Raw genomic sequence first — 25,786 nt, forward strand, 5'->3', positions numbered from 1 at the left:
TTTTTTCATTTAAGAATAGAAACGATAGATTGTTCATTTATCAACCATTAACGCAAACTTAAACGAGAATCACACTCAATAGTAAACAACTGATTTACAAGGAAAAAGTTTGCAATCTTGTTTTTATATACTACAATTACCGCAACTTGGAATTCGAGGACAGCATTATGAAAGGTAACCAAAAAGTCATCGATAGTTTTAACAAACTACTCGCAAACGAATTAGCCGCTATAGATCAATACTTTATTCATTCTCGTATGTATGATGATTGGGGCCTAAATAAGCTGTATGAGCGTCTTAACCACGAAATGGAAGAAGAAAAAGATCACGCTGATTGGTTGATCAAACGTATTCTATTTTTAGAAGGCGTACCAAACATGACTAAACGTCGTGATCTATTAATTGGTACCGACGTAAAAAGCATGATGCAAAATGATTTAACACTTGAGCTAGAAGTCGTTGACTGCGTTAAAGAAGCAATTGCTATCTGTGAAGAAGAAAAAGACTATCAGTCACGCGAAGTGCTTGAAAAGCTATTATTTGATACAGAAGAAGATCATGTTTACTGGTTAGAACAACAGCTTGGTCTAATCGACAAAATTGGTAGCCAAAACTACCATCAATCTCAAATGGGCGAATAGAGGCTAATTGTATGAAAGGCGATAAAAGCGTCATTGCTGCACTTAATAAAGTATTAGCGAATGAATTAGTAGGTATTAACCAATACTTTTTACACGCTCGTATGTTTAAAGATTTTGGCTTTTCAAAATTAGATAAAGCTGATTACAAAGTATCTATTCAAAAAATGAAAAACGCCGACCGTTTAATTGAGCGTATTTTGTTTTTAGAAGGTTTACCAAACTTACAAGATTTAGGTCGCCTACGTATTGGTGAAAACTCTGAAGAAATGATCGGAGCGAATATGAGCTTTGAACTTGATTCATTACCTGATCTTAAAGCGGCAATTAAACTTGCTGAAGAGAAAAAAGATTACATCAGCCGTGAAGCGCTAGATAACATCTTAGATGAGCAAGAAGAACAGATTGATTGGCTTGAAACACAGCAGCAGTTAATCAAAACCGCAGGGCTTGAGAATTACCTGCAATCTCAAATGTAATTTGCTAAAACTTAAAAAAGCAGCCTAGGCTGCTTTTTTTATAGCTAAAATTTGTGCTTAATCGTCTTCGCGATCAATGATTGACACTTTATTACTTAAAATTAAGGAGTTAGGAATTAAATGCACCGCTCCCTCGCCTTTAATTGTGATATAGCGCAGATTAAGGTCGATAACAATGCCCTTTGAATTACTCACTTCAATGTAATTACCAAGCTTAATGGGCTTATAAAGCACAATCATCACACCTGCTACTAGGTTTGAAATAGCATCTTTCAGCGCAAAACCCAATGCAAAGCCTGTTAGGCCTAAGCCGGCAACTAATGCGGCTACGTCAAAACCCAGTTTCGATAACGCAAGCACAATACCAATAAATAATAAAATAGCGCGTCGCGAGTTAGAAATAAGCCGAAAAGTTTCAAGAGCGGTTGAATCAAAGCGACGTTGAAACTGTTTAATAGCACGGTCAATAATAAGGCTTGCTATGTAAAAAGCAGCAAGCACTAAAAATGCTTGAATAAGTTGGCTAGTCATAAGGTTTTCAAGTAAAAATAAAGCCCATCATAGGCTTAAAATTGTATGAGGCAAACTATTATTGCCTTTCAAACACACAAGAAACATCAGGTTTACTCAGTGTATAAGTGATATTGCCATTGTCTTTAAAACGCAGGTCTTCTGTTGTTGAACCGTTATCGTCTTCATTATCACAACGAAAATATCGCTTGGTTCTAACAATGCCATTTACAAAGTACTTCAGTTTAGAACTGACAACGCAAAAGTTAGGTATCTTCTTTACCTGCGTCCCGTTATGCAAATCACTAAAGTCGATTAACGTTCCTAAGCTAAAGCCTTTCGTTGGTTCTTTTATCAATGAAAAGGATGCGTTTTGACACACCGCATCACTACCCTCTTTTGCTTTGTAGTCACCTTGTTTGTCTTTTATCAGAGCCAAAAACTGTGTTTTATTGCTCGGCTTTACATCCAGCAGAGCGCTAGCAATTGACGAAGTTGATAGTAAAAAAGCCACTAAACAAAAGTAATATCTCATTGAAAATCCATAAACTTATAGACACTTTACTAGCATAGCATGCTGATTAAGATTGGTGAATTTATAACGTAATAGTGAATACGACTAAAACATGAATTTGGCTCTATATTATGAACTTTGCATAGGCAACCAATCTGTTTATATGCTATAAATTTTAATGATGATAATTTTTGGAGGGAATCAAATGAAAATAGTCAAACTTATCGCTTTAACCACATTTTTAGCCTTAACCAGCGCACAAAGCCTAGCAAGTGATGACGACTGGAAAACGATTGCTGAGAAAAAAGTCAGCTACAAAAGCGAAACCGATACCGTTAATCCTATCACCAGCAGCAACTACAGCCATATTAAAATCAAATGCACTCATGGCACGGTGAATCTTAAAAAAATTAAAGTCGTTATGAACAACGGTGAAGAAAAAGTATTTGATAACCTTGGTGTTTTAACCAAAGGAATGTCATCACGTAGCTTAAGTTTGCCAGACAAGAACGACGCCAAACTCGATAAAATCAAACTGGAATATGAATCGGTAGGCAGCACAGCCCTTAGTATGGCAGGTGTAACTGAAAAAGCCGAAGTTGAAATTCTCGCGAAAAAAGCAAAGAAAGAAGATTAAAGTTGCGAGTCATTGATTTTTGAGCCTATATAGTTTCACAAGTAGCGGCGTCTATCCGCCGCGACTATTTAAAAACAAACGCGCGAAACAAGTTTCACGCCTACGTTAGAAAACATTAGGCACTAGGGTTTAGGCTCTGGGACGCGATGTAAAGTCGCTGCTACTTGTTATGCGTTAAAACGCCTATTACTAACTTGCAACTCGCTAACTTTACCCTTTCTCCTCGAAACTCGCTAACTTTCCTCTTGTAATTCGTATCTCGCTAATTCTCTCAACGCTTATAAAGCGCTTCAATTGTTGCTGAATCAAGCGAATAAGCATTGATCATATAACCTGCTAACGCACCTGATGCGTTTTCTGGTAATTCAAGTTTTTGTGATAACGCATGTAGTGTAAATTGATATCGGTGAGCGCCATGGCCTTCTGGAGGGCAAGCGCCGCCAAAGCCTTTGAAACCATAATCATTTGTGATCTGCACACTGCCTTTTGGCATTGCGTTCTTCTCTGCACTGCCTGCACCGCTTGCTAAACTTGATACCGACTTAGGGATATTCACAACTTGCCAATGCCACCAGCCACTCCCTGTAGGCGCATCAGGATCATAAACGGTCAATGCGAATGCTTCAGTTCCTTTAGGTGCATTTTGCCAAGCAAGTTGTGGAGAAAGGTTATCGCCATTACAACCAAACCCTTTAAACTCTTGCGCACTCCCCATAAAGTCACCATGGGCAATGTCTTTGCTTGTTAGCGTAAATGTCTCAGCGAATGTGGTGCCAGATAAACATAGCAGAAATAACGGTGTAGCAATTTTCAATGTTGATGATTTCATAATATTCTCCAAGTAATAATAATAATCATAATACCTAGCAAAGACAGATCAAATTAGTACCAAAACTGTCAATTATTAGCCTGCTTCGCTCATTATTGTTTTACGAAGGGCTGTTGGAGTCGTATTAAACAAAAGTTTAAACTTATCGGTGAATCTAGACTGCGACGAAAAACCACATTGCTGGGCAATAGTGCCAATAGATTGTGAGCTACTTTGAATCAAATGTAGTCCATGGCTTAAACGCGCGTTATCTTTAATTAACTGAAAACTACTGTCTTCTGCGGTTAGCTTTCTTCTGAGTGTCGATTCGCTCATCGCTAACGTCGTTGCAATATTGTTTGCATCCCAATCACGCGTTAAATCACTAGCGATAATAGTATGTACTTTATGAGTCAGTGTTGGTGGCTCAATAATTGAGCCTAAGTCTTTGAAGCCTTGCGAAAATAGTACTTGCAGCAGCTCTTGTCTTCTAATTGGCCATAATTGTGGTGGTGTTACTGCAGCCCATTCAATGAATTGTTTTAAGCTCATTTTAAACAGTGGGTCGACTTGCCCCGTAATGAACTTTTTCTTTGTGCTGGCTTGATATTTCAAACACTCGAAGTCGGTGTAATCAAATTCAATCAACAAAGCAATATAGCCAAAGTTTTGCGGAATATTGCGCATCGCAACCTGTGGTGTATTTGCCATAAAGACAAAATCACCTGCATCGCAGCTAACTTCTTCTGTATCTATTAGCGTTTTGCTGCCAGATAATACAACGACAAGTAATGGGTTTGCGATAGGCACATTAACAATGTGCTGTTCATCATTAGCGCAGTAAATCGAAAACGGTAAAGACGGATGTTGCTTTACTGTGCTTAAACCTATCTCTATCAATTCATTCATAATTTACAGTGTTTTTTATTGGACTCGAAGGAACGGATTGGACCGTGATTCTTAGTTATTCGGCGTTAAAACGCTACCGGCTAACTTTACACTTTAATCGGGCTAAAGCACGACCTACATAATATCGCGCGAAACAAGTTTCACGCCTACGTGAAAAAACATTAGGCACTAGGGTTTAGGCTATAGGACGCGATGTAAAATCGCTGCTACTCGTTCGACGTTGAAGCGCTTCCTACAAACTTTACCCTCGAAACTCGCTAACTTTACTCTTGTAACTCGTATCTCGCTAACTTTAACCCAATCAAATAAGCATATTGTTTAACATCATTCCTGGCATTAAAAATACCATTGCAAAAGAAAATGATCCGGTGAGTGCAACTGCAATACAGCAGAATACCGTTTGCATTAAAAAGACGTTGGGTTTACCAGAGGCACTTTTTTGAAATGACACATAGGCAAGTAACAGTTTTTCTCTAATTTTTTGAAGGTAAGAACGCACTACTCTGATGATAGGCAAGCTGTACATAGCTAAAAAAGCAAATACAACTTCTATTCCACCAAAATGAAATAACAGTGCAATCTCAGGTGAGAACCAACCGACAATAGCTATCAAGCACCAAAATGCAGCTTTTTGATATTTATTTAGTTCGTGCCATTTGATCATCGTCTTCCTTGTATTTCCAATTATATTTAAATTAAGTGAGCAGCTGATTTATCTACTTTAGTTATATACGCTTTGAGCTCTGCAAGCTGAAGTTTTTCGCCTTGGTGAGCATTCATCGCTTTTGCAAAGTAGCTATTGGCTTGCTGCTGATCACCTGCATGCTCATGAATGAGTCCAATGCGAAGATAAGTAAAAGCAAGATTATTAGGACCTATTTCTGTTTGCAGCGTTTTAGCGCTATCAAGCTCAAGAATTCTTGAAAGTGCATTTAACGCATAAAGCGCACTATCGCTCGAACCTTTGATGTACTGAGAATGAGCAAGTTCTAGCTCTTTTTTAAGAAATTCGCTTGTAATTTCATTTGCGTTGGTAGGTACTGCTAACGAGACTAAAACAGCTAAGGTTAAAACTTTAAACATATAAAACCTCCTTTTAAAATGTGTTTTACAGATTAATCAAACTCGACCAACTGGTCAAACTTTACTCTCGTATCTCGCTAAATTCTCTTTTCACGCGCTAAAGCACGACCTACATAATATCGCGCGAAACAAGTTTCACGCCTGCGTTAGAAAACATTAGGTACTAGGGTTTAGGCTCTAGGACGCGATGTGAAATCGCTGCTACTTGTTCAGCGTTGAAACGCCTCCTACAAACTTTACCCTTGCAACTTGCTAACTTTACCCTTGAGTCTCGCTAACTTTCCCCTTGAGTCTCGCTAACTTTACTCTTTAACCTAGCTTAATCGCGACCAAAACCTATCAGCTTTTTGCCATTTAATCCTTTTTTATGCCATTCGGTTTGCTCTTCGCAAAATATTTGCGCGTCTAATTCTTTACTTGGCTCTTCATTTAAACTGCCTGCAGGTACAAGTAGGTATTTACTGTCTTGTGATTCAAATGGCAACGCAGAGCCACAGGTTTTACAAAACGCCCTAGATAATGCACGACCAGGGTAATTAAACCGCGTGATATGCTGTTGACCTTTAACCCATTCGATAGCATCAGGCGAGGTAAACAAATTTGCAGCGTGAGCTGTGCCAGTCAGTTTGCGGCATTGTTCGCAATGGCAGAAGAAAAAACGCCTAAAGTTATCAGCGACTTTATAACTCACTTCGCCGCAGCAGCATCCGCCAGTAAGTGTTTTAGTCATATTTATCTCCTTATTCGCTAAGCTAAAAATTTATACCCTAAACGATGCGCTATTTAATGATTTTTGGCAATAAAAAAGACCATGTTGCACTTACAACATGGCCTTTTTGCATTGACACAACTTAGAAATCTAAGTTTGATAAAACTTCATCATCAACGTTATTAGACAAAGTAACTTTAAGTTTAGGGGTACGAGCCATTTCACGTTTAATCGCAAAATTAGCTTCTTCGTTACGCGCCCAACTACGACGAGCAATACCGTTGTTTACATCAAATAATAGCATAGATTTCAAACGACGCTCGGCAGCTTCACTTCCGTCTAGTAGCATACCAAATCCACCGTTGATCACTTCGCCCCAGCCAACACCGCCACCATTGTGGATAGATACCCAAGTAGCACCACGGAAACCATCACCAATTACGTTATGAATCGCCATGTCTGCTGTGAAGCGGCTACCATCATAGATGTTTGATGTTTCACGGAAAGGTGAATCCGTACCACTCACATCATGGTGGTCACGCCCAAGTACAACCGGACCAATTTCACCACGATTAATGGCATCATTAAAGGCTTTAGCAATTTCAGCGCGGCCTTGTGCGTCTGCATAAAGAATACGAGCTTGCGAACCTACAACAAGTTTGTTCTGTTTAGCATCTTTGATCCACGTGATGTTGTCTTGCATTTGCTGTTGGATCTCTTCTGGCGAGTCCGCCATGATTTTATTTAAAACGTCTGCAGCAATCGCATCTGTTTTATCAAGATCTTCTGGTTTACCTGATGTACATACCCAGCGGAACGGGCCAAAACCGTAGTCAAAACACATTGGGCCAAGAATATCTTGTACGTATGATGGGTATTTAAAATCAATACCATTTTCAGCCATTACATCGCCACCAGCGCGTGATGCCTCTAGCAAGAACGCATTACCGTAATCAAAGAAGTAAGTTCCTTTTGCCGTGTGCTTGTTAACAGCATCGGCGTGGCGCTTAAGCGTCGCTTGTACTTTTTCTTTAAATACTTCTGGCTCTTCACGAATTAAACGATTTGACTCTTCATAGCTGATATCAACCGGGTAGTAACCGCCTGACCATGGGTTATGAAGTGAAGTTTGGTCTGAACCTAAGTGAATGAAAATATCTTCAGCTAAGAAGCTTTCCCATACATCAACCACGTTACCGATAAAGGCAATTGAAACCACTTCTTCATTTTGCTGAGCCGTACGTACACGCTCAACAAGCTCTGGCATGTTATCAATTAGCTCATCAACCCAACCTTGTTGGTGACGCTTAATAGCCGCCTTAGGGTTAACCTCAGCACACACAGTAATACAATTAGCAATGTTACCCGCTTTAGGCTGCGCACCACTCATACCGCCTAAACCAGCAGTTAAGAAAATTTTACCTTTTGGTGATTCGCCTTTTTCCAGTACTTTACGGAATGCATTCATGACCGTAATGGTTGTACCGTGAACAATACCTTGTGGGCCAATGTACATAAATGAACCCGCAGTCATTTGACCGTATTGAGTTACACCTAGTGCATTGAATTTTTCCCAGTCATCCGGCTTTGAATAGTTCGGGATCATCATACCGTTTGTCACAACCACGCGCGGTGCTTCTACTGATGATGGGAATAACCCCATAGGATGACCCGAGTACATGTGTAGCGTTTGGTCTTCTTCCATTTCGCTTAAGTACTTCATAGTTAATAAGTACTGCGCCCAGTTTTGGAATACCGCACCGTTACCACCGTAAGTGATTAGCTCTTCAGGGTGCTGTGCTACTGCAGGATCAAGGTTATTGTCGATCATTAACATGATAGCGGCAGCTTGTTCGCATTTAGCTGGGTAATCGTTGATTGAGCGCGCTTTAAGTTCATAGTTGGGCTTAAAGCGATACATGTAAATACGGCCAAATTGCTTCAGCTCAGCGGCAAATTCGGCGGCTAATTCTTGATGCCATTCTTTAGGGAAATAACGCAATGCGTTACGAATTGCTAATTGCTTTTCGTCAGCCGATAAAATGTCTTTACGTTTTGGAGCTCGGTTTGCATCACTTGGATACGGTTTTGGCTCTGGCAATACGCTTGGGATACCTTGCTTAATTTGTTCTTGAAAAGTCATTATTTGCTCCCTTAGTTAACTTTAAACGCTTGCGATTTAACAAGTGCAACCATTGCATCAATGTCTGGCTTAAGTAAGCGGTCTTCTTCTAGTTTGGCAACTTTGCTGCGAATGAGCGCAAAGTTTTCTTCAATGATGTCTGAACACTTGTTAGGACGTCTAAATTCGATTGCTTGCGCTGCATACATCAACTCAATAGCAAAGATTTTATCAAGGTTACCTAAAATCTGATTTAACTTACGACCAGAAATACTACCCATAGATACGTGATCTTCTTGGCCCATTGATGTTGGTACGCTGTCTGCTGATGGCGGGAAACACAATGATTTATTTTCTGTTACCAATGCCGCAGTTACATATTGCGGGATCATCATGCCAGAGTTTAAGCCACCCGATGTCGTTAACAAGCGTGGTAAGCCGTGTAAGCCCTCAAGCAATAAGTAACAACGACGATCAGCAATGTTACCAAGCTCTGCCGCCGCGATTGATGCGTAATCTAAAACCATAGCAAGTGGTTGACCGTGGAAACCACCACCCGAAATTGCTTCTTCTTCGCTGATCACAATTGGGTTATCTGTTACAGAATTCATTTCTGTTTCAGCAAGCTCTTTTAAATGGTAGTAGGCGTTACGTGATGCACCATGAACTTGTGGAATACAACGTAGTGAATAAGGGTCTTGTACACGGTCACAATCAGTGTGTGAAGCCATGTTTTCAGAGCCTGCAAAAAAACTACGCATGCGCGCTGCAACTTCAACGTTACCTTTAAAAGCACGAATTGCGTGTAACTCTTCACGGAACGGCGATTCGCTACCTTGCATACCTTCAATACTCATAGCACCTGCGATATCTGCAAGGTCTAATAAATAACGCATTTTAGTAAGAGCTGTAATGGCATGCGATAAAATAAACTGAGTACCGTTAATTAATGCTAGGCCTTCTTTAGCATGTAAATCTAAAGGCGCTAAACCGTGCTCTTTTAATACCTCTGCTGCTGGTTTGATTGTGTCGTTTACCCAAAACTCACCTTCACCTAAAAGAGGTAAGAATAAGTGTGATAACGGTGCTAAGTCGCCCGACGCGCCTACTGAGCCTTGCTCTGGTACAACAGGGATAATATCAAGTTCAATAAACTTAAGCATACGCTCAACAACAGTTAAACGAATACCTGAAAAACCTTGGCTTAATGCATGTACTTTGGTAATAAGCATTAGCTTTGAAATCGGTTTAGCGATTGGCTCACCCACACCAACAGCGTGTGTGATCAATAAGTTTTTTTGTAATAGGTTGGTTTCTTCTGGAGAAATTTGTGTATCACATAATGGCCCAAAGCCCGTATTGATACCATAAATGGCTTTATCTGAGGCAGCCATTTTGTCTACGTTTTGGCGGCTTTTATTAATTTTATCAATTGCTTCTTGGCAAAGCTCTGCCTGTAACGTACCGGCTGCAATAGCATTAACGCTGTCTAACGTTAATTGGTCAACACCATACTTAAATGTCATTTATAACTCCTAAAGAACAGGATTAAGTTTTATTTAGATGGAGTCTAGCTTGCTCTAGTTGTTTTACAAATGCATAATTATCGTTATTCATTCCAAATTTATCGAACTAAAAGAAGAGCTATGCAAGTTCATGACGTAGACCTGCGCTTATTGCGCGTTTTTGTAGCAATTGTTGAGTGTGGCGGGCTTTCAGCCGCAGAGTCACGTTTGAATATTGGCCGTTCAACCATCAGTGCGCATTTATCTGATTTAGAAGTAAGGCTTGGCATTAAATTATGTAAACGTGGCCGCAGTGGTTTTGAAATTACAGACGCTGGTGCCATCACTTATCAGGCATCGATTGAACTGCTTCAGCAATGCGAAGCCTTTGCTAATACCGTAGCCAGCTCTAAAAACGAGTTATCGGGGCGTTTAAGTATTGCCATGATAGATACCATGGTCAGCGACCCACGTTGTGCCATTCCCCGCGTAATCGCAAAGTTAAAAGGCAAAGGTAAAAACATTCAGTTCGATATTAATGTGTGCGAGGCACGAGAGGTAGAAACCGCAGTAGCCAATGGCCGTTCATTAGTGGGAATTGGTGTTAGCCGCCATCATATTCGCGGGTTAGATTACACCGCCCTACACAACGAAACTAACTTTTTGTATTGCGCAGTCGGTCACCCATTATTTAAGTGTGAAGACAAACAAATAAATGAGCTCATAAAAGAAGCCGAAGTCATCACCAGTAACTACATGCGCGATAAAGAAAGCCGAAACGACGGTTTAAACTATCAAAATAGTGCTGTTGCTTATCACGATGAAGGTATTGCACATTTAATTTTATCGGGTGAGTTTATTGGTTATTTACCCGACCACTACGCACAGTTCTGGGTTGATAAAGGTATTTTCAAAGCTATTCAACCGAGTAAATATCACTACGATATTCCTGTAGTATTGATCACCTCAAAAACAAATGCCAGCTCGCCTCTAGCAAACGCCATGATTGACGAAATTAAGCGTTGTTACGCGGTTTAGTTTTATTGTTTAAAGCTTTTTGCTCATTTATAAGCACTAGACTAAACGCGATAACTGCAAGGTTTGTAGTTACAGGATTAAACGCTTCGATTAAAAGTGCAGGTTGTAAAACAGCAACAAATAGCATTAACCCTACGAGGGCGGCTATATTAAGGATATTGATTAACATTGAGCGATAGAAAATAAAAAACAGCACGGCAAATATAATTTCACCTATACCAGCAGCTCGGGTAATAAGTGTTGAAATTTCAGCATTAAAACCAAAACTAGCTGTCATTTTTAGTTCAAGGGGGGCAATGTGAATAAGTTTTGGCATCAGCCCATGATAAAGCCAACTAAAGCTGATAATAAATCGAGCTATTTGAATCGTAGTTAAATGCTTCACTGTGTAAGTTTACTTTGTGTGCTCTGATATTCAGAGCACACAGTATAGCTTATAAGCTAGTAGGTTGACCGAAACGATTCTCAGCTTCATCACCCGCTAAAAAACCATTTTCAATTAACGCCCAGATACCACCAATAACGGGAACTAAGCCAATCAGTACCCACCAACCTGATTTATTACGGTCATGCCAGCGCTTTACTTGAACCGCTAGCGAAACCCACATAAGTGGGATATAAAAGATGAGTGTGATCACAGAAATTGCTGTTTCATTACCCGCTGTTAATAATGCGACTAAGAACATAAAAACAAATGAAGCTACGATAATACCTAAGAAAGAATACCAATAGGTTTTTCTAGGTATACGACCATTAAAAGAAAATAAAATTTCTTTCATCGTTAAAGTGGTAGTTTCTGTTGATGCCGAAGCGAGGTTTGCTTCTGGGGCTTGATATACGTTTTCTGACACTGTCATTTCCTTTGATATGTGTTGTAGCAAACCGAATTAATCTAGTCTGCTGATTTATGTTGTTAATAGTGCTGAATTAAGTATGAATAATATAACACAAAATGATTGGATTTGGGTACTAAGAAATTGTTGATAAGCTTTAGACAGGTATGTAATAGGCCATAAAAAAGCACCCTTAGGTGCTTTTAATTAACTCGGTTGTTGCCAATATTTGGCGTATAAATTTGGGTAAGTTTGTTTTAAAAACTTGGCTTTATCTTTAAAGCGTTTACCTTTTGGTTGCTCTAGGCCTGATGGCACAAAGGGTAATTCGTCATCGTTGCGTTCTTCGTAAAGCATACCGGCAATTAAATCGTATTCATCTAAATACGGGTAAGGCTGTTCGTTTAAATGATAAACTGGCGTACACTCCGCAATTGAGTCTGGGTTTTCAAGTGCCTTTAAAAAAGCCTGTTCACCACGTGAAATAAGCCAACATAAAAACTCAGAAAAGCCATAATCGTCGTTACAACCAGCCATTACATAAGCGGCACCAAATAAGTCCCAGGTATAGGCTTTACGCATACGTAGGTTAAACTGCTTATCAAATTCCATAAGCTGCTGGTCAGATAAATCAGTCAGCTTTGCTTTTAATGCGTTACAAACAGACTCAGGCTCGGCAGTTTTATCTTCGGCGGTTACGAGTTGCCAAAATTCACTTTCGCTTAAAACACTCATGATAAAATCTCTTTCACGCGCCCTACTTGACCATCATCAAGCTGAACTTTAATACCATGCGGGTGGTTTGGGGATTTAGTTAAAATACGTGACACCACACCTTGAGTTAACTGACCTGTTCGTTGATTTTGTTTTAATACAATGTTGACTTCGCAGCCAATTGAAATTTGTGAACGCGTAGGCACTGCCATTGCTATATCTCTTTCAATAATTTTTGCCGATTATAGCCATTTGCCGCTGGCTTACCAAATTAAACCTGTTTGATTGGGCTGTTTTTAAGCAGCGCCTTTGGCAATACCTCATTTAAACGTTCGATGATGGCTTCAGCTTTACCTTTTATTTGAAAGTCATAGCCTTGGCCGTTGCCATCTAATATGACGGCTAAATAGTTATCAGCAACTTTCAATTGCGTAATACGGCTTAATTCAAGAGTCTTTTCTTGCTCGCCATAATACACCTGCATAACCGTAAGGCTTGTGTCTGTTGCAGTGAGTGTTTTACTAAGCGCTGTTTTGGCTGCAAATTTTTCTGTTGAACGATATGCTTGCACCATAAAACCTATTGCAAATATAAAACCGGTAAAACTTGAAATAGGTAATGAGTCTGATTGCAAGCTGTATAAACCTACACCAATAAATAACATAGCAAGCGCTAGATTTAACCTAACCATCTGTTTAGGGGTTAAATTTAAGTACATTATTATTCCTTTAAAAACGCAATTGCTTTTGCATTGATAGCTAAATCTATTGCACTCAATTCTTTGATAATTAGACTGCTAATTAACTGGGTTTGCTCAGTGTTTATCGGCAGCTCTTTACAATAACAACTTACTTTTAGTGATTGCGGTAGCTTTTTTAGGTCAGCAGTATGCGTTAACCATGAAAATTCGTGTACGTGCTCTTTTGCTTGTTCGCAGGCTTGCGTTAAAGCCTCTCGAATAGCCTTATCTATGCGCTTTTCAGTTTTAGTCATGTTCTGCTTGTTGTTTTTTAAATTCTTCGTAGCTATCTTGCTGGCGCTTTACACACTCATGGTACTCTTTATCTGCCATATGATTGCATTCACTTAAGCGCGCTGATTGAATTTCATGATAACGGGCATCTGAGCTACACGCAGATAAAACCACAGCAAGCGTTGCGATCACGGCCAATTTTAAAGCATTAAAAAACATTAAATTTCCTTTATGTAGTTATACATTGGTGCTGCGTTTTCCTGTATATTGCGGGGGTTTAAATATTATAACCAAAGGGTTCTATATGATGTTGTCGCAGTTACAAGAGCTGTTTCAGCGTATCGATAAAAGTAAAATTTTTCAATCATTTGTTATTGCTGTCATTGTTATTTCAGCGCTAACAGTAGGGGCACACACCTATTCATTACATCCAACTGCCGAGCTTGCCTTACACTGGATGGACTTAGGGATTACAGTATTCTTTTTAGTTGAACTAGTGATCCGTTTTATTGCCAGTCGTGGCTTTAAAGATTTCTTCAGCAAAGGCTGGAATATTTTCGATTTTATTATCGTGGTTGGTAGCCTTTACCCTGCTGCTGGCTCAACCCTTTTCATCGCCCGATTATTGCGTATTTTCCGCGTATTGCGACTAGTATCGATGATCCCAGAACTTAGATTGCTGGTTAACTCGCTTCTAAAAGCTATTCCGCAAATGGGCTATATCGCCCTGCTTATGTTCGTGATCTTCTACATTTATGCCGCCATGGGTAGCATGCTGTTTGCTGACATTAACCCAGTATTGTGGGGCGATGTATCAATTTCTATGCTAACCCTATTTAGGATTGCAACGTTTGAGGATTGGACCGATGTTATGTATGAAACGATGGCTGTGTATGAACTCAGCTGGATTTTCTATCTAACGTTCATCTTCTTAACGGCCTTTGTATTTTTAAACATGATGGTTGGTGCGATTTTAGAAGTTATGTCTGAAGAGCATCGTAACGCCCGTGAAGAACAAACATCTGATGCCGACATGCCTGCAACCAAAGGGCAAATTGCTCAGCTACAAGCTGAAATGGCCGAACTCAAACAACTATTGAAAGAAAAGCAGTAAGGCTTTTTTTGATATTAGGCGCTAGAACCTAGCGCCTTTTTTTACCCTCTTTTTTCTACCTTCCATGGTGGGTTTAAGCGGTTTTCTCCGGCCCAATATAATTTAATTTTATTCCCTGATGGGTCTTTTAGAATTGCTTCCGTCCATAAATAACGCTGGGCGGTAGGTGGCTGTTCAAAGCTAATACCTTTTTCAACAAGGCTTGCATAGAGCTCATCGAGCTGCTCATGTTCAAAATAAATGACCGCACTATTACTAAACTCTTCAGTTTCTAATAACAACGAAAATGTAGTATCACCATCAGGGCATTGAAAGCGTGCGTAATGTGGGGTATCCACAATCTGAATCATTCCCAGTGTTAAGTAAAAAGCCACCGCTTCATTCATATCCTTTACAGGTAACGTCACCTGATTGAGATTCATTTGCTACTCCCATGTAATGCTTTATTCGTTGCTTCAGCATATCGCGTTCATTAAATTAAGCAAAAGATAAGCTGTAACAAATTATTGAGTTAGCGAGTTACAAGTTACGAGAGTAAAGTTTCTAGGAGGCGTTTTAACGCCGAACAAGTAGCTGCGATTTTATATCGCGTCCCAGACGCCTAAATCCTAGCGCCTAATATTTTCTACCTTACGCGTGAAACTTGTTTCGCGCGTTGTAGGTCGTGCTTTAGCGCGATTGAGGGGAAAGTTAGCGAGTTACGAGACTAAAGTTTGCAGGAGGCGCGTTTCAACGCCAAACATCTAAATTCACGGCTGAAGCCGTTCCTACGCGAGTTCCATATGCAATATTGGAAAAGGTTTACCCATATCATCTAAGGGCGAGCGTGAGGCCACTATAAAACCCATATGCTGATAAAACCCCACTGCAAGTGGGTTTTGCTCATTAACATCCACTTTGTTGGCAGCTAATTGCTCAACCGCATAGTTCAAGAGTGCTTTACCTATCCCCTTACCTCTTGCGGCATCTAAAATGAACAACATTTCTATTTTGCACTCATGTACTCCAATAAAGCCTAAAATTGCCTGATGCTCATCCTTAATGCACTTTAAAATAACATTAGGAAACGCCTGCTCAATAATGATTGGCTTAAAAAAAGCGATGTCGTCTTCTGTTATAAAATCATGGGTTGCTCGTACTGAGTTTTCCCATACAGCAAGTAGCTCTGGGTAATCTTCAGCGTTCACATTGTCTACTTTCATTGTTTTCCATTTTGTTCTACAGCGATTGCCGGTTACATACTAATGTGTAACAGCAAAATAAGTCTAGAGCGTTTGAGCATTGTCATTACCAACCAAAGCATTTTGTAACTCTTGCAAAGACAATGATTTATAAAAATACCAACCTTGTATTTGGTAATCCTCGTTATGACTCTCGATAAAATTGTACTCGTCCTCAGTTTCAACCCCTTCAAAGATAACAGTTCGGTTGAGCTCTGAGACTAATGACATTATCGCCAAAATCATTTTTTGCTTAACACCATCTGTAATTGATTGGGTAAATACCTTATCTATCTTGATTACATCAAAGTTGATTTCTGTAAGCCACACAAGGTTAGATACCCCGGTTCCAAAATCATCGAGCGCTATTTTAAAGCCATATTTTTTAGCCTTTAAAGCGAAGCAAGCTAATAAAGTTAAAGGCAGGCCAATGCGCTCTGTGATCTCTATCTTTACTTGCTCATTCCTTAGCTCATACTCACTACAAAGCTGATATAAGTAATCTAAAAACTCGGGGTTTTCAATTTCATATGCATTAACATTAATTGCGACAGAAAAACCATGATCGGTTTTCATAATTGGTGCTAATTCTTGAAGGGCCTTCGTCGCGCATTCATAGGCCAACATAGGATACAAAGATAACTGCTCAGCAACACCTAAAAATAGTTCCGGTGAAACCTGGCCATGTATTTCGTCTTTCCAGCGGACTAAACTCTCAACACCAATTATTTTGTTAGTTTTAACATCTATGATTGGTTGATACTCAAGATACAACTGTGCATTTTTGATTGCACTTCGAAGTCTGAATTCCATGGAGTTTTGCATATCAAAATATGAGCTCAAAGAATACGCTATTAAAAAGCTAATTAAACCAAGCATACATATGATCAATACAGATATGTACAGCGGGAAATACAAAATACCTGGGCGATTATTCTCAGTGACAACACAATAAGAAAATTGTGTACTACACGTTTCTACCTGTTGAGTTGGCAATAATGTTTTGCTGTTAAATTGATATTGGGTTTCATAGTGATGAAAAACATACTCTTTATTTTTAGAAATAATTTTAAATTCAAATTGCTTGTTTAATTCATCAATATGTTTGAAAGCCTTGTTTACAGTGAATGCGATGATATCGTCACGTTTAGTGACGTCATACTTTGTTTCTACCGGAAAAACGCCTGCAACCTCTGCCGCAAAATCATACCCTGAAGATGAATTATATAATTGCTGAGTAAGTAAAGTTGTTTTGTCTAGCTTACCCCAATTTGCAGAGCACTTAACCTTACCTTGTCTAATTAAACCTAGATCATGGACGTATTCATAATTGGCCAAGATCACCCGTAATTTATTAATGGTTTGAGTGTTACATTGACGAGATGATATCTGTGAAGCGGCATTTATTGCTGATGAGATATCTGCAGAGATATGCTCAGCCTTATTTAATAAAACGTTCGAAAATTGCTTTTGGTGTCTTACCTGAAAATAACTTACAGACACATGAAAAACGCAGGTTAGAAAGAACATAAGTAAACAAACAATAAGTGGCAATTTGTTAAAGTTGAATGTTCTTCCCTGCATAGCTCATTACGGTGTTGTTGGTTGCCGTTAAAACTTAATCATATTGTATTATCAAATCAAGTCCTAGAACCTAAAACGGGTAATTATTTTTTGATAAATTGATCCAGCTCGTAAGTCTACTTAAAAAAATAACAACAAAGTTTCAATAATGCCTCACTTACACTTTAAATTTACCTACTAAATCAGTCAGTGTATTCGATAACAGATTTAGTTTTTCTCCATTACCTCTTGCATTATCAGCAATTTCGCTTACATCATCAGCCGCATTTTTTATTTCAACAACATTGCGGTTAATGTCTTCGGCTACATGCTGTTGCTCTTCGGCTGCAGTGGCTATTTGTGTATTTAAATCGCTAATATTAACGATAGACGCGGTTATTTCGCTAAATTGTTGCTGTGCTGAATGGGCTAAATCAACCGTTTTATTTGTACGGTTTAAGCTGGTTGTCATCTCTTTTGACACTTGATCAGACATCTTGCGTAACGTATCTAACTGACTTGCTATTTCTTCTGTTGATTCTGAGGTTCTTTGTGATAACGCACGCACCTCATCTGCAACAACCGCAAAACCTCGACCATGGTCGCCGGCCCTCGCAGCTTCAATAGCTGCATTTAAGGCTAGCAAATTGGTTTGCTCTGCAATGCCTCTTATGACACTTAAAATCGACATGATATTTTCACTTTCAGCGTCGAGTTGGTTTATATCTTGGGTTGCCTTGGTGATCACCTCAGACAAAGATACAACGCTATCAACCGTTTCAGATATAACACTTTGCCCAAGCTCAGAGGCCTGTTGTGTTTGCGATGCAAGTTCGGCTGCATTGGCACAACTAGCAGAGACTTCATTAGCAGTCGCTGCCATTTCATTAATCGCAGTGGCCGCCATTTCAAGGGCTTGTTGTTGCTGTGATGTTGAGCCAGATAACTGCGCCGCCTGTGATGATGTTTGCGCTGAGGTATCACTAACATTTTGCGCACAATCATTAATTTGCGTGACTAAATCCGATATTAGATTCAAAAATAAGTTAAAGCTGTTAGCCAGTTTGGCCGTTTCATCGCGTGTTTTAATCACTAAACGTTTAGTTAAATCACCACCACCTTGCGATATCTCGGTAAGACCATCACTTACTTCAACAATAGGTGCAGAAATTAATTTAGAAATATAACTAGCTACTAAAATGAACACAGCAATCAAGATTGCACTGATGACTAGAATGGTAATCGTCATTGCGTTTGCAGCACTCATCACTTCAGATTTTTCAACTAAACCTATAAATTTCCAGCCTAATTTTTGTGAGGTATAAATATTCGCTAAGTAATCTTTGTCATTAATGTCGATTTCAAATTGCCCCTGATTATTATCAGCGAGCTGCTTGTATTTTCCGTTATTGACTTGTGCTAGCTGCTTAAACCTGTAATCAGCATTTTTAACGTCAACGAGTACATTGCCACTGTCTTCAATCAACATTAAATAGCCAGTTTCACCAAGTTTAATGTTCGCAATAATATCGGTAAGGCCTTGCAAGGATACATCCATGCCCTGCACACCTATAAACTCCCCCGCTTGTTTAATCGCTTTAACAGTAGAAACAATTACCATGTCATCGGCTGCCCAATAGTAGGCATTGGTTCTTACCGTTTTACCATCTGCTGCTTTGCCAGTTTCGTACCAAGGCCTCACTCTTGGGTCATAATTCGCTGTTACTTCCCCCTCTGGCCATTGAATATAACCGCCTTGCTCATTACCCATATAAATATAAGCAAGTCCCGGGTGGGTGGCGCCAAAGTGATCAAACAAACTAAAGGCGTTTTGTTCGGTGTTACTACCACTTAAATGATCAAGCATCTCTGCATTAGGTGACTGCATATGGGTTTGAACGCCTTGCTTGGCATCTAAGATAGCGGCATGAGAAGCAAGATAATCGACGTTTTTTTCGATTTCAGCAAAAAACATACTGATACCGTTATCAACTTGTCTCGCTTCTCTTTTACTAAGTTCGGCAAAATTATCGAGGGCTTGCTGTCTTGTTTGTGTAATCACAAGCACAGCAATGATGATGAGCGGCAGAGCAATGGCTGACGCAAAGGCGAGTTTTAATTTTTTTGAAATGTTCATAGCCAACTTCCAACTAAGCACTTAGGAAAATATAGTGAGACCTTGGAAGTTCAGCAAATAATTAAGTGCTTATTTATATGGAACAAAGAAGCTTAGACTAGATAAAATCAAAGTGTTTAACGTACCGACTTCGATTGCCTTAACTCTAAACTTACCTTTTCTAAATATGACATTTAGTTGACAGGGGCATGGAATGTACTAACTTTAGTTTTAGTAATTAACATGCTTTTAACAAAGTAGTGCTAGATACTTTCCAACCAATTGGCAGCATTTGCGGGATGCAAATTAGCTGCCTATTCCTACTTCATGTTTAAGCATATAGCTAAGTAAGGCTTGGGCATCTGGGTGTTTATCTGATTTTAACCCTGTTACAACACCTTGTTGATCCGCTGCCGATTTATGCTGGCCTAACTTCTCTTTTGCCTGAATTGAATCAAGTTCGATTTTAATACCCACTATGCCACGGAGTAACTTGGCTTGATAATCAGCTGGCAACAAACTGGTGTCGTTTAAAATACTTGGCTCGTATTGGCTAATTAGCTCATCTAGGCAGGCTAAGGTGTGGTCATCATCGAGGTATTCTACTTTGCCCTTGGCATGCACCGCGACGTAGTTCCAAGTCGATACAGCTGGCTTCTCACTATACCAAGTCGGTGAAATATAACTATGTGGGCCATTAAAAACCACCAATACACGGGTATCTTGCAAGCTTTTGCCATGACGATTTGCCCGTGACACATGACCATATAAGGTACCAAACTCGCCCTCATCGGGTTTATACACTAATGGTAGATGGGTTGCCTCAAACTCACTATCAACCATCAATCCAAAGCTGTAGGTTTTGATGAACTGCGATACTCGCTCTGGTGTCATTTTCCATTTATTAGGGGTGTGCATTACTTTCCTTTAGTGCTAAAAAAGGCCAGCAAACTGCTAGCCTTAATATTGAGTTGTGTGATTAATGTTGACCATCAACAATGATGCGTAACATACGACGAAGTGGCTCAGCAGCCCCCCATAGCAGTTGGTCACCCACTGTAAACGCACTGATGTACTCTGGGCCCATTGCTAATTTGCGAATACGACCTACCGGAATAGACAGTGTGCCGGTTACTTTTACAGGCGTTAAATCAGTTGATGTAATGCCACGATCATTCGGGATCACTTTGACCCACTCATTGTGAGAAGCAAGAATTTCTTCAATTTGCTCAACGCTAATGTCTTTGCGCAGCTTAATTGTCATTGCTTGTGAGTGACAACGCATTGCGCCAATGCGAACACATAAGCCATCAACGGGTACTTGTTGTTCGCTGCTACCTAAAATTTTGTTTGCTTCAACTTGCGCTTTCCACTCTTCTTTACTTTGACCGCTTGGCATTGGTACATCAATCCAAGGGATAAGGCTACCAGCTAAAGGCACACCAAACTGGTCTTGTGGTAAATCGCTTGAGGCAATTTTTTCGGTGACTAACTTATCAATCTCAAGAATCGCAGCATTTGGATCTGCGAGCTTGTCTGCCACTGTTTCGTGAATTGCACCCATTTGCGCAATTAACTCTTTCATGTTGCGTGCGCCTGCACCAGAAGCCGCTTGATATGTCATTGGGCTTACCCATTCAATCAAGTCTTGTTCAAATAAACCGCCTAGGGCTAATAGCATTAGTGATACAGTACAGTTACCGCCCACATAGGTTTTAACACCTTGCTCTAAGCCTGCACTGATAACGTCTTTGTTTACTGGATCTAGCACAATAATACTGTCGTCACTCATACGCAGTGCCGATGCCGCATCAATCCAGTAACCTTGCCAACCAGATTCGCGTAATTGCGGGTAAACGGCTTTGGTATAGTCACCGCCTTGGCAAGTAACAATAATATCCATCTTCGCAAGTTCAGCGATATCATTAGCATCTAAAAGCGGTTTAGCAGGACCCGCAAGATCAGGACCTAATTGACCGGTTTGTGAGGTGGTGAAAAAAGTCGTGTCGATATTAGAAAAATCATTTTCTTGCTGCATACGTTCTAATAACACAGAGCCAACCATGCCCCGCCAACCGACTAATCCTACTTTTTTCATTGTTTGTTCCACTGTTTGATTCATTCCAATTACCTAAACTGTTAAAAATTAAAGTCCATTGCGTGAGAATTTAATTTTTACAGGAGTAATCTAGCATTGCGGCCTTAGCAAAACCAGCGCTAACCGAGTAACATCAAAATTTTTCATCATCGTTTATTTAAGTAATGGACAAGCGTCTGGTAGCACCATATTTAGCGCACCAGCGTGCACTTCAAAACGTTGTTGCTTTGAGGTGATTGGCTCGCCATCTAAATTTATTGGCATTTCAGTTTGTGTTTGCCATTCAAGCCAAGGCACTTGAAAGCGTTTTACCCACTGTTGTGATGAGTTAGGGTAATTGCTGAGCTCTTCGATAACCGCTGGTACATCTGAAATTGCAAATGATGTAAACGCCACTAAATCAACCAAGCCATCATTTATGTACGCATGGGGCGAAAGGGGCTGACCACCGCCCGCTTGGCGGCCATTACACACGGCAGCGGCAATAATATCGCCCGAAGTTCGTTCACCATCAGGCAATGTTAACTCGCCACTGTAAGGCACAAAACTTAGCGCTTGTACAAGCCCAGCCAAGGTATATGCGCCACCACCGAGTAAGTTTTTCAATGCAGGCGGTGTGGTTGCGGTAATTTTTGCCCCAAAGCCAGCACTGGCTACATTCACAAAATAACGCTTATCAACCTCTACCGTATCAATTTCATACGGCTGACCCTGTGCGGCAAGTTTCAGCGCTGGCAAATACCCATGAGGAATATTAGCGGCTGTGGCAAAATCATTCGCTGTGCCCATAGGTAAAATAGCAAGCTCTAAACGTTGTGACTTTTCCAGTTTCATTAATGCATTAACGGCTTCATTAACGGTGCCATCACCACCAGCTACGACAATACGTTTTACACTTTCTGCGACGGCTTCATTAATAAAGCGCTCAATGTCACCGCCTTCATAGGTAACACGCACTGCAAGTGGCTGACTAGTTCGAAATTTACCGATGGCGTCACGAAGCTGCTCATCAGCCGCTTTTTTACCATTTACAATTAACCGTAAGTCCATTTTTAATCCCTGTTTTAACACTTAGAACTACCATAACACGCAATGGTTTAATATACCCAAACTACCTCAAGATGCGAGTTTCAGTTGGAATTAAAAGCGATTTAGGCAAGGCATTGATTGCAAGTAATAGTGATTCTATTGTTAAAATCAATAACGCAGTATAAATCGCTTTTAAACCAACCCTTTGGGCGCTTCACAGGCACTTACTCTCATCGTTGTTACTTCTTAAAAGGGACTGCCATTCTTGCAAAGTAACGCCTTGATATTAAGCACCTGTGAAACGCTGAATTCTGCATCTTGAGGTGGTTTGGGTATAGACAATACAGAAACAAAAAAGCCCTGCTATTGCAGGGCTAAATCAACGTTAGGATTTATTATTGTATCCTTCCTTGGGGAGTTTAATTAAAACTCGTAGCTGAAGCCTAAGCTAAACTTAGTGCCTTCTTCTTTCTTCCAAAGCGATAAACCTTCTTGTTCAATTTCTTTATCTTGACCAAGGATGTTTTCAATTTTGAACTTAACTTTTGTGTTGAAGTTCGGGAAGTAAGAGTAAACTAAATCAAGCGAATGGAATGGCTTCTCTTCAGCATCTTCATTACCGCGAGTACCTGGTACAATAATACGTGGACCAAACACGTTATAGACAAGTGATGTCGAATGGAAACCATCAGCGGAGTCATAACCCATCTGTAAATTTGCTACCCACTCAGAGTGACCCACTAAACGGCGCTCATCATTAGTAACAATGTTAGACACTGTATCTGCATCAAGTGCATCTTTTAACTGCTGCTCAAACAACGAATCAACGCCGTCAGAATCATTGATACCTAGTTTTACACTTGAATCAGATAGCGTAACGTTACCCGACAAGAAGACACTCGACCAATCTGCACTGATAAAGCTAAAGTCAGTCAAGAAATCAACTTCAATACCCGTTAACTCACCAGATTCAGCGTTTGCAGTTAATAACTGTGGCGCAGCACCACCTACACCTGCAAGCTCTACCATTTCAATAGGGTTTGTAATGTCTTTGTAGAACAATGCAACTGATAGGTTATTACCCGATGCCATATACCATTCAAAACGGAAGTCAGCATTTTTCAGTTTTGAACTTTGTAGTGTCGGTGAACCACGAACTAAGAACTCTGTTAATGGGTCAACGAAGAACGTAGAACTTACATCACGCATATCTGGACGAATCGTTGTTTCGCTTAAATTTAAACGAAATTGCATTTCTTCATCCATGATATAAGTCACAGCTAAAGACGGATAAAAATCATCTTCTTTAATTGCTACTTCAGCGAGTTCATCCGTTGTGGCATCAAATAAGTTACTATGCGCTTTAAATGGTACTGATACTTGAGCAAAATCTTCCCAACGTACACCACCGGTAATACGCCACGTGTTGTCTAGGAAGTAATCAGCCATAAAGTAATAAGCATCTAACTTATGTGCCGCACTGTATTTATCACCGTCTGTTGTTCTGTCATCAAAAATGCCAGAACCCGTTGAGCTTGCATAGAAAGCATCATTATTGATGTTATCGTAAGCAAAAATCTCATCTAAACGAGAACCAAATGAATAATCATCTGAAATACCGCGGTGTGTAATACCGAATGTGGTGTTGTTTGCTGTACGGGTTTTCTCTGAGAAGTCGCCACCGACTTTTAGCTCAAGCTCATAGCCTTCACCATAAAATGGCATGCCCATGTTCCAACCCCAGGTATCAACTTCATCATGAAGAACTTGGAATTCACGTGTTACGTTAGTTGCTGAAACGTCTTGTAATTGCTCAGAAACAAACACACCATCGTCGTAGTTACGTTGGAAAACAGCGTCTACACCACCTGGTGCATCACGGTTTGCACGGCTTGTACCTGCGTACCAATCAACAAACAAATTGTTAAAGTCGGTAAAGTTGTGTGTGCCTTTTAACTGGCTAGAGAACATTTCACGTTCTTCATACACAACATCAACACGGCGAAGATCACGTACACCTTCTTCCGTTTCGTTGGCATCATAGAAATTACGATTACGAACACGGTCACGCATGTCATGCAGGGCAATATTAGTCAGTTCAATTTTATGGTTTGAGTTAAACTCATAACCAATATTGAAGGTACCACTCCAACGCACATTTTGTTCAGTCGATGTACCATCGTAATACTGAGCAAAACACTTGTCTTCACACCCTAAGCTACCGAGGTTTGTACCACTTTTCTCTTGTGCTACTTCCCACTCATTTTCGTAAGAAACCGCAGCTAGCACACCAAATGTACCCATTTCACTTTCAAAGCGATCGCCTAGTGAAACTGAAAAGCTCATTTCAGGATCAACGTCTTTTTCAGTTGCTGAAATGTTCCAATCAAGAGCCGACATCAATGCTTGGCGCTCAGCCAATGTTGTATTGATATCACCTTCAAGGCCCGCACCATAAAAGGCATCGATGAATTCACTTGGTAACGCACGAGTACCATCATCACGCCCCATCCAGTCATCATCACCACCTTCATAGAAGTAGCCTGTATCACTGTTATTGGTGTTATAAGAAGTACCAATATCAACTTTAAATAAAAAATCAGTCGGAATTGATTTGGTTCTAATATTTACGTTACCACCACCAAAATGCGCTGGCATATCAGGTGAAAACGATTTTTGAACACTTAAACTTTCAATTATATCTGATGGAAATAAGTCAAGCGGTACAACTGAGCGAGTTGGATCAGGACTTGGTACATACATGCTGTTAAGCTGAGTACTCGAATATCGCTCACCTAAACCACGAACATAAATGAACTTGCCATCAACAAGTGTCAAACCTGTTACACGACGAAGTGCTGATGCAGCATCGCCATCACCAGTACGAGAGATTTGCTCTGCACCCATGATATCGGCAACGAAAGCTTGATTTTGACGCTCTTGAAGAACCGCGCCAGCACTCCCTTTTAAACGCTGTCCTACAGCAACCACTTCTTCAATTTCTTGTGCTTCATCCGCTGCATAGGCAGTATTCACTGATAAGCCAACTAATGCTGCAAGCACTGCGTGGTTTATCTTTGAACGCACAAGTTTAGAGGGGTAAAAGATTTCATTATTATACTCCGAAAACAAAACTAGAAGCTGGCCGGGGTTGCCCCCGACCATGGATTAAAA

Annotated in this window: 29 protein-coding genes; 5 read left to right on the plus strand and 24 right to left on the minus strand. The window is 40.2% G+C overall.

The genetic code is table 11. From position 1 onward, the window contains the following. Positions 1 to 167: 167 nt before the first annotated feature. Together bfr (P4S60_RS18560) and bfr (P4S60_RS18565) are read left to right on the plus strand one after the other, a co-directional pair. A complete protein-coding gene (gene bfr / locus P4S60_RS18560; RefSeq protein ID WP_252949656.1) occupies positions 168 to 641 on the plus strand; it encodes a bacterioferritin in 474 nt (157 codons plus the stop codon). 11 nt (positions 642 to 652) lie between these two features. Next, positions 653 to 1,117, plus strand: a complete 465-nt coding sequence (bfr, locus tag P4S60_RS18565) for a bacterioferritin (protein WP_337117019.1) — start codon at positions 653 to 655, stop codon at positions 1,115 to 1,117. A 57-nt stretch (positions 1,118 to 1,174) separates the two neighbouring features. Here bfr (P4S60_RS18565) and P4S60_RS18570 read toward each other — a convergent pair whose 3' ends face one another. Together P4S60_RS18570 and P4S60_RS18575 are read right to left on the minus strand one after the other, a co-directional pair. Next, positions 1,175 to 1,648: a mechanosensitive ion channel family protein gene (locus P4S60_RS18570; RefSeq protein ID WP_337117020.1), complete on the minus strand. Its 474-nt coding sequence runs from the start codon at positions 1,646 to 1,648 to the stop codon at positions 1,175 to 1,177. 58 nt (positions 1,649 to 1,706) lie between these two features. Next, the gene (locus P4S60_RS18575; RefSeq protein ID WP_337117021.1) at positions 1,707 to 2,162 is read right to left on the minus strand and encodes a hypothetical protein; all 456 of its coding nucleotides are present in this window, start codon (positions 2,160 to 2,162) and stop codon (positions 1,707 to 1,709) included. Positions 2,163 to 2,346: 184 nt separating this feature from the next. Here P4S60_RS18575 and P4S60_RS18580 point away from each other — a divergent pair, with 184 nt between their 5' ends. Next, the gene (locus tag P4S60_RS18580; RefSeq protein WP_337117022.1) at positions 2,347 to 2,778 is read left to right on the plus strand and encodes a hypothetical protein; all 432 of its coding nucleotides are present in this window, start codon (positions 2,347 to 2,349) and stop codon (positions 2,776 to 2,778) included. A 271-nt stretch (positions 2,779 to 3,049) separates the two neighbouring features. Here the strand turns inward: P4S60_RS18580 and P4S60_RS18585 are convergent, their stop codons facing one another. The 7 genes from P4S60_RS18585 to hutH all read right to left on the minus strand — a co-directional run bounded on the left by P4S60_RS18585 (position 3,050) and on the right by hutH (position 9,935). Beyond that, on the minus strand, positions 3,050 to 3,607 hold the full coding sequence (locus P4S60_RS18585) for a YbhB/YbcL family Raf kinase inhibitor-like protein (protein ID WP_130167568.1): 558 nt from the start codon (positions 3,605 to 3,607) through the stop codon (positions 3,050 to 3,052). 75 nt (positions 3,608 to 3,682) lie between these two features. Next, positions 3,683 to 4,495 (minus strand): helix-turn-helix transcriptional regulator, encoded by an 813-nt coding sequence (locus P4S60_RS18590; RefSeq protein ID WP_337117023.1) that lies wholly within the window; start codon positions 4,493 to 4,495, stop codon positions 3,683 to 3,685. Positions 4,496 to 4,796: 301 nt separating this feature from the next. Beyond that, entirely contained in the window at positions 4,797 to 5,159 is a 363-nt protein-coding gene (locus tag P4S60_RS18595) for a hypothetical protein (protein ID WP_337117024.1), read from the minus strand. 26 nt (positions 5,160 to 5,185) lie between these two features. Beyond that, a complete protein-coding gene (locus P4S60_RS18600) occupies positions 5,186 to 5,578 on the minus strand; it encodes a hypothetical protein (protein WP_337117025.1) in 393 nt (130 codons plus the stop codon). Positions 5,579 to 5,897: 319 nt separating this feature from the next. Beyond that, positions 5,898 to 6,308, minus strand: a complete 411-nt coding sequence (locus tag P4S60_RS18605; RefSeq protein ID WP_337117026.1) for a GFA family protein — start codon at positions 6,306 to 6,308, stop codon at positions 5,898 to 5,900. Positions 6,309 to 6,429: 121 nt separating this feature from the next. Further along, positions 6,430 to 8,430 (minus strand): urocanate hydratase, encoded by a 2,001-nt coding sequence (locus tag P4S60_RS18610; protein WP_337117027.1) that lies wholly within the window; start codon positions 8,428 to 8,430, stop codon positions 6,430 to 6,432. An 11-nt stretch (positions 8,431 to 8,441) separates the two neighbouring features. After that, the gene (hutH, locus tag P4S60_RS18615; RefSeq protein WP_337117028.1) at positions 8,442 to 9,935 is read right to left on the minus strand and encodes a histidine ammonia-lyase; all 1,494 of its coding nucleotides are present in this window, start codon (positions 9,933 to 9,935) and stop codon (positions 8,442 to 8,444) included. A gap of 120 nt (positions 9,936 to 10,055) precedes the next feature. Here hutH and P4S60_RS18620 point away from each other — a divergent pair, with 120 nt between their 5' ends. Then, the gene (locus P4S60_RS18620; RefSeq protein ID WP_337117029.1) at positions 10,056 to 10,952 is read left to right on the plus strand and encodes a LysR family transcriptional regulator; all 897 of its coding nucleotides are present in this window, start codon (positions 10,056 to 10,058) and stop codon (positions 10,950 to 10,952) included. Here the strand turns inward: P4S60_RS18620 and P4S60_RS18625 are convergent. From P4S60_RS18625 to P4S60_RS18655, 7 genes are all read right to left on the minus strand, one after another. Further along, positions 10,930 to 11,337, minus strand: coding sequence for a DoxX-like family protein (locus P4S60_RS18625; RefSeq protein ID WP_337117030.1), 408 nt, complete (start codon positions 11,335 to 11,337; stop codon positions 10,930 to 10,932). The two genes, P4S60_RS18620 and P4S60_RS18625, sit on opposite strands and share 23 nt — an antisense overlap. Before the next feature lie 49 nt (positions 11,338 to 11,386). Then, the gene (locus tag P4S60_RS18630) at positions 11,387 to 11,803 is read right to left on the minus strand and encodes a DUF805 domain-containing protein (protein WP_337117031.1); all 417 of its coding nucleotides are present in this window, start codon (positions 11,801 to 11,803) and stop codon (positions 11,387 to 11,389) included. Between the two features lie 189 nt (positions 11,804 to 11,992). Continuing rightward, positions 11,993 to 12,520: a DUF4240 domain-containing protein gene (locus tag P4S60_RS18635; RefSeq protein ID WP_062565591.1), complete on the minus strand. Its 528-nt coding sequence runs from the start codon at positions 12,518 to 12,520 to the stop codon at positions 11,993 to 11,995. After that, on the minus strand, positions 12,517 to 12,711 hold the full coding sequence (locus tag P4S60_RS18640) for a YwbE family protein (protein ID WP_337117032.1): 195 nt from the start codon (positions 12,709 to 12,711) through the stop codon (positions 12,517 to 12,519). Before P4S60_RS18640 ends, P4S60_RS18635 begins: the two co-directional genes overlap by 4 nt. Positions 12,712 to 12,770: 59 nt before the next feature. Beyond that, positions 12,771 to 13,217 (minus strand): hypothetical protein, encoded by a 447-nt coding sequence (locus tag P4S60_RS18645; protein ID WP_337117033.1) that lies wholly within the window; start codon positions 13,215 to 13,217, stop codon positions 12,771 to 12,773. A 2-nt stretch (positions 13,218 to 13,219) separates the two neighbouring features. Continuing rightward, positions 13,220 to 13,492, minus strand: a complete 273-nt coding sequence (locus tag P4S60_RS18650) for a hypothetical protein (protein ID WP_337117034.1) — start codon at positions 13,490 to 13,492, stop codon at positions 13,220 to 13,222. Then, entirely contained in the window at positions 13,485 to 13,691 is a 207-nt protein-coding gene (locus tag P4S60_RS18655) for a hypothetical protein (RefSeq protein ID WP_063707355.1), read from the minus strand. The genes P4S60_RS18650 and P4S60_RS18655 overlap by 8 nt, the downstream gene beginning before the upstream one ends. Before the next feature lie 88 nt (positions 13,692 to 13,779). Here P4S60_RS18655 and P4S60_RS18660 point away from each other — a divergent pair, with 88 nt between their 5' ends. Next, the gene (locus P4S60_RS18660) at positions 13,780 to 14,586 is read left to right on the plus strand and encodes an ion transporter (protein ID WP_171038308.1); all 807 of its coding nucleotides are present in this window, start codon (positions 13,780 to 13,782) and stop codon (positions 14,584 to 14,586) included. A 41-nt stretch (positions 14,587 to 14,627) separates the two neighbouring features. Here P4S60_RS18660 and P4S60_RS18665 read toward each other — a convergent pair whose 3' ends face one another. The 8 genes from P4S60_RS18665 to P4S60_RS18700 form a co-directional block, all read right to left on the minus strand. Continuing rightward, positions 14,628 to 15,008, minus strand: a complete 381-nt coding sequence (locus P4S60_RS18665; protein ID WP_337117035.1) for a VOC family protein — start codon at positions 15,006 to 15,008, stop codon at positions 14,628 to 14,630. A gap of 345 nt (positions 15,009 to 15,353) precedes the next feature. Further along, entirely contained in the window at positions 15,354 to 15,788 is a 435-nt protein-coding gene (locus tag P4S60_RS18670; protein WP_337117037.1) for a GNAT family N-acetyltransferase, read from the minus strand. A 63-nt stretch (positions 15,789 to 15,851) separates the two neighbouring features. Next, the gene (locus P4S60_RS18675; RefSeq protein WP_337117038.1) at positions 15,852 to 17,390 is read right to left on the minus strand and encodes an EAL domain-containing protein; all 1,539 of its coding nucleotides are present in this window, start codon (positions 17,388 to 17,390) and stop codon (positions 15,852 to 15,854) included. Between the two features lie 157 nt (positions 17,391 to 17,547). After that, on the minus strand, positions 17,548 to 19,506 hold the full coding sequence (locus tag P4S60_RS18680) for a methyl-accepting chemotaxis protein (RefSeq protein WP_337117039.1): 1,959 nt from the start codon (positions 19,504 to 19,506) through the stop codon (positions 17,548 to 17,550). Between the two features lie 285 nt (positions 19,507 to 19,791). Then, positions 19,792 to 20,403, minus strand: coding sequence for an FMN-binding negative transcriptional regulator (locus P4S60_RS18685; protein WP_337117040.1), 612 nt, complete (start codon positions 20,401 to 20,403; stop codon positions 19,792 to 19,794). Positions 20,404 to 20,464: 61 nt separating this feature from the next. Continuing rightward, the gene (gene asd / locus P4S60_RS18690; protein ID WP_337117041.1) at positions 20,465 to 21,607 is read right to left on the minus strand and encodes an aspartate-semialdehyde dehydrogenase; all 1,143 of its coding nucleotides are present in this window, start codon (positions 21,605 to 21,607) and stop codon (positions 20,465 to 20,467) included. 129 nt (positions 21,608 to 21,736) lie between these two features. Further along, positions 21,737 to 22,633, minus strand: a complete 897-nt coding sequence (gene yegS, locus P4S60_RS18695; protein WP_337117042.1) for a lipid kinase YegS — start codon at positions 22,631 to 22,633, stop codon at positions 21,737 to 21,739. 402 nt (positions 22,634 to 23,035) lie between these two features. Beyond that, on the minus strand, positions 23,036 to 25,777 hold the full coding sequence (locus P4S60_RS18700) for a TonB-dependent receptor domain-containing protein (protein WP_337117043.1): 2,742 nt from the start codon (positions 25,775 to 25,777) through the stop codon (positions 23,036 to 23,038). Positions 25,778 to 25,786: the final 9 nt, after the last annotated feature.

It is taken from the genome of Pseudoalteromonas sp. Hal040, from assembly GCF_037162425.1.
Lineage (GTDB): Bacteria > Pseudomonadota > Gammaproteobacteria > Enterobacterales > Alteromonadaceae > Pseudoalteromonas > Pseudoalteromonas gelatinilytica.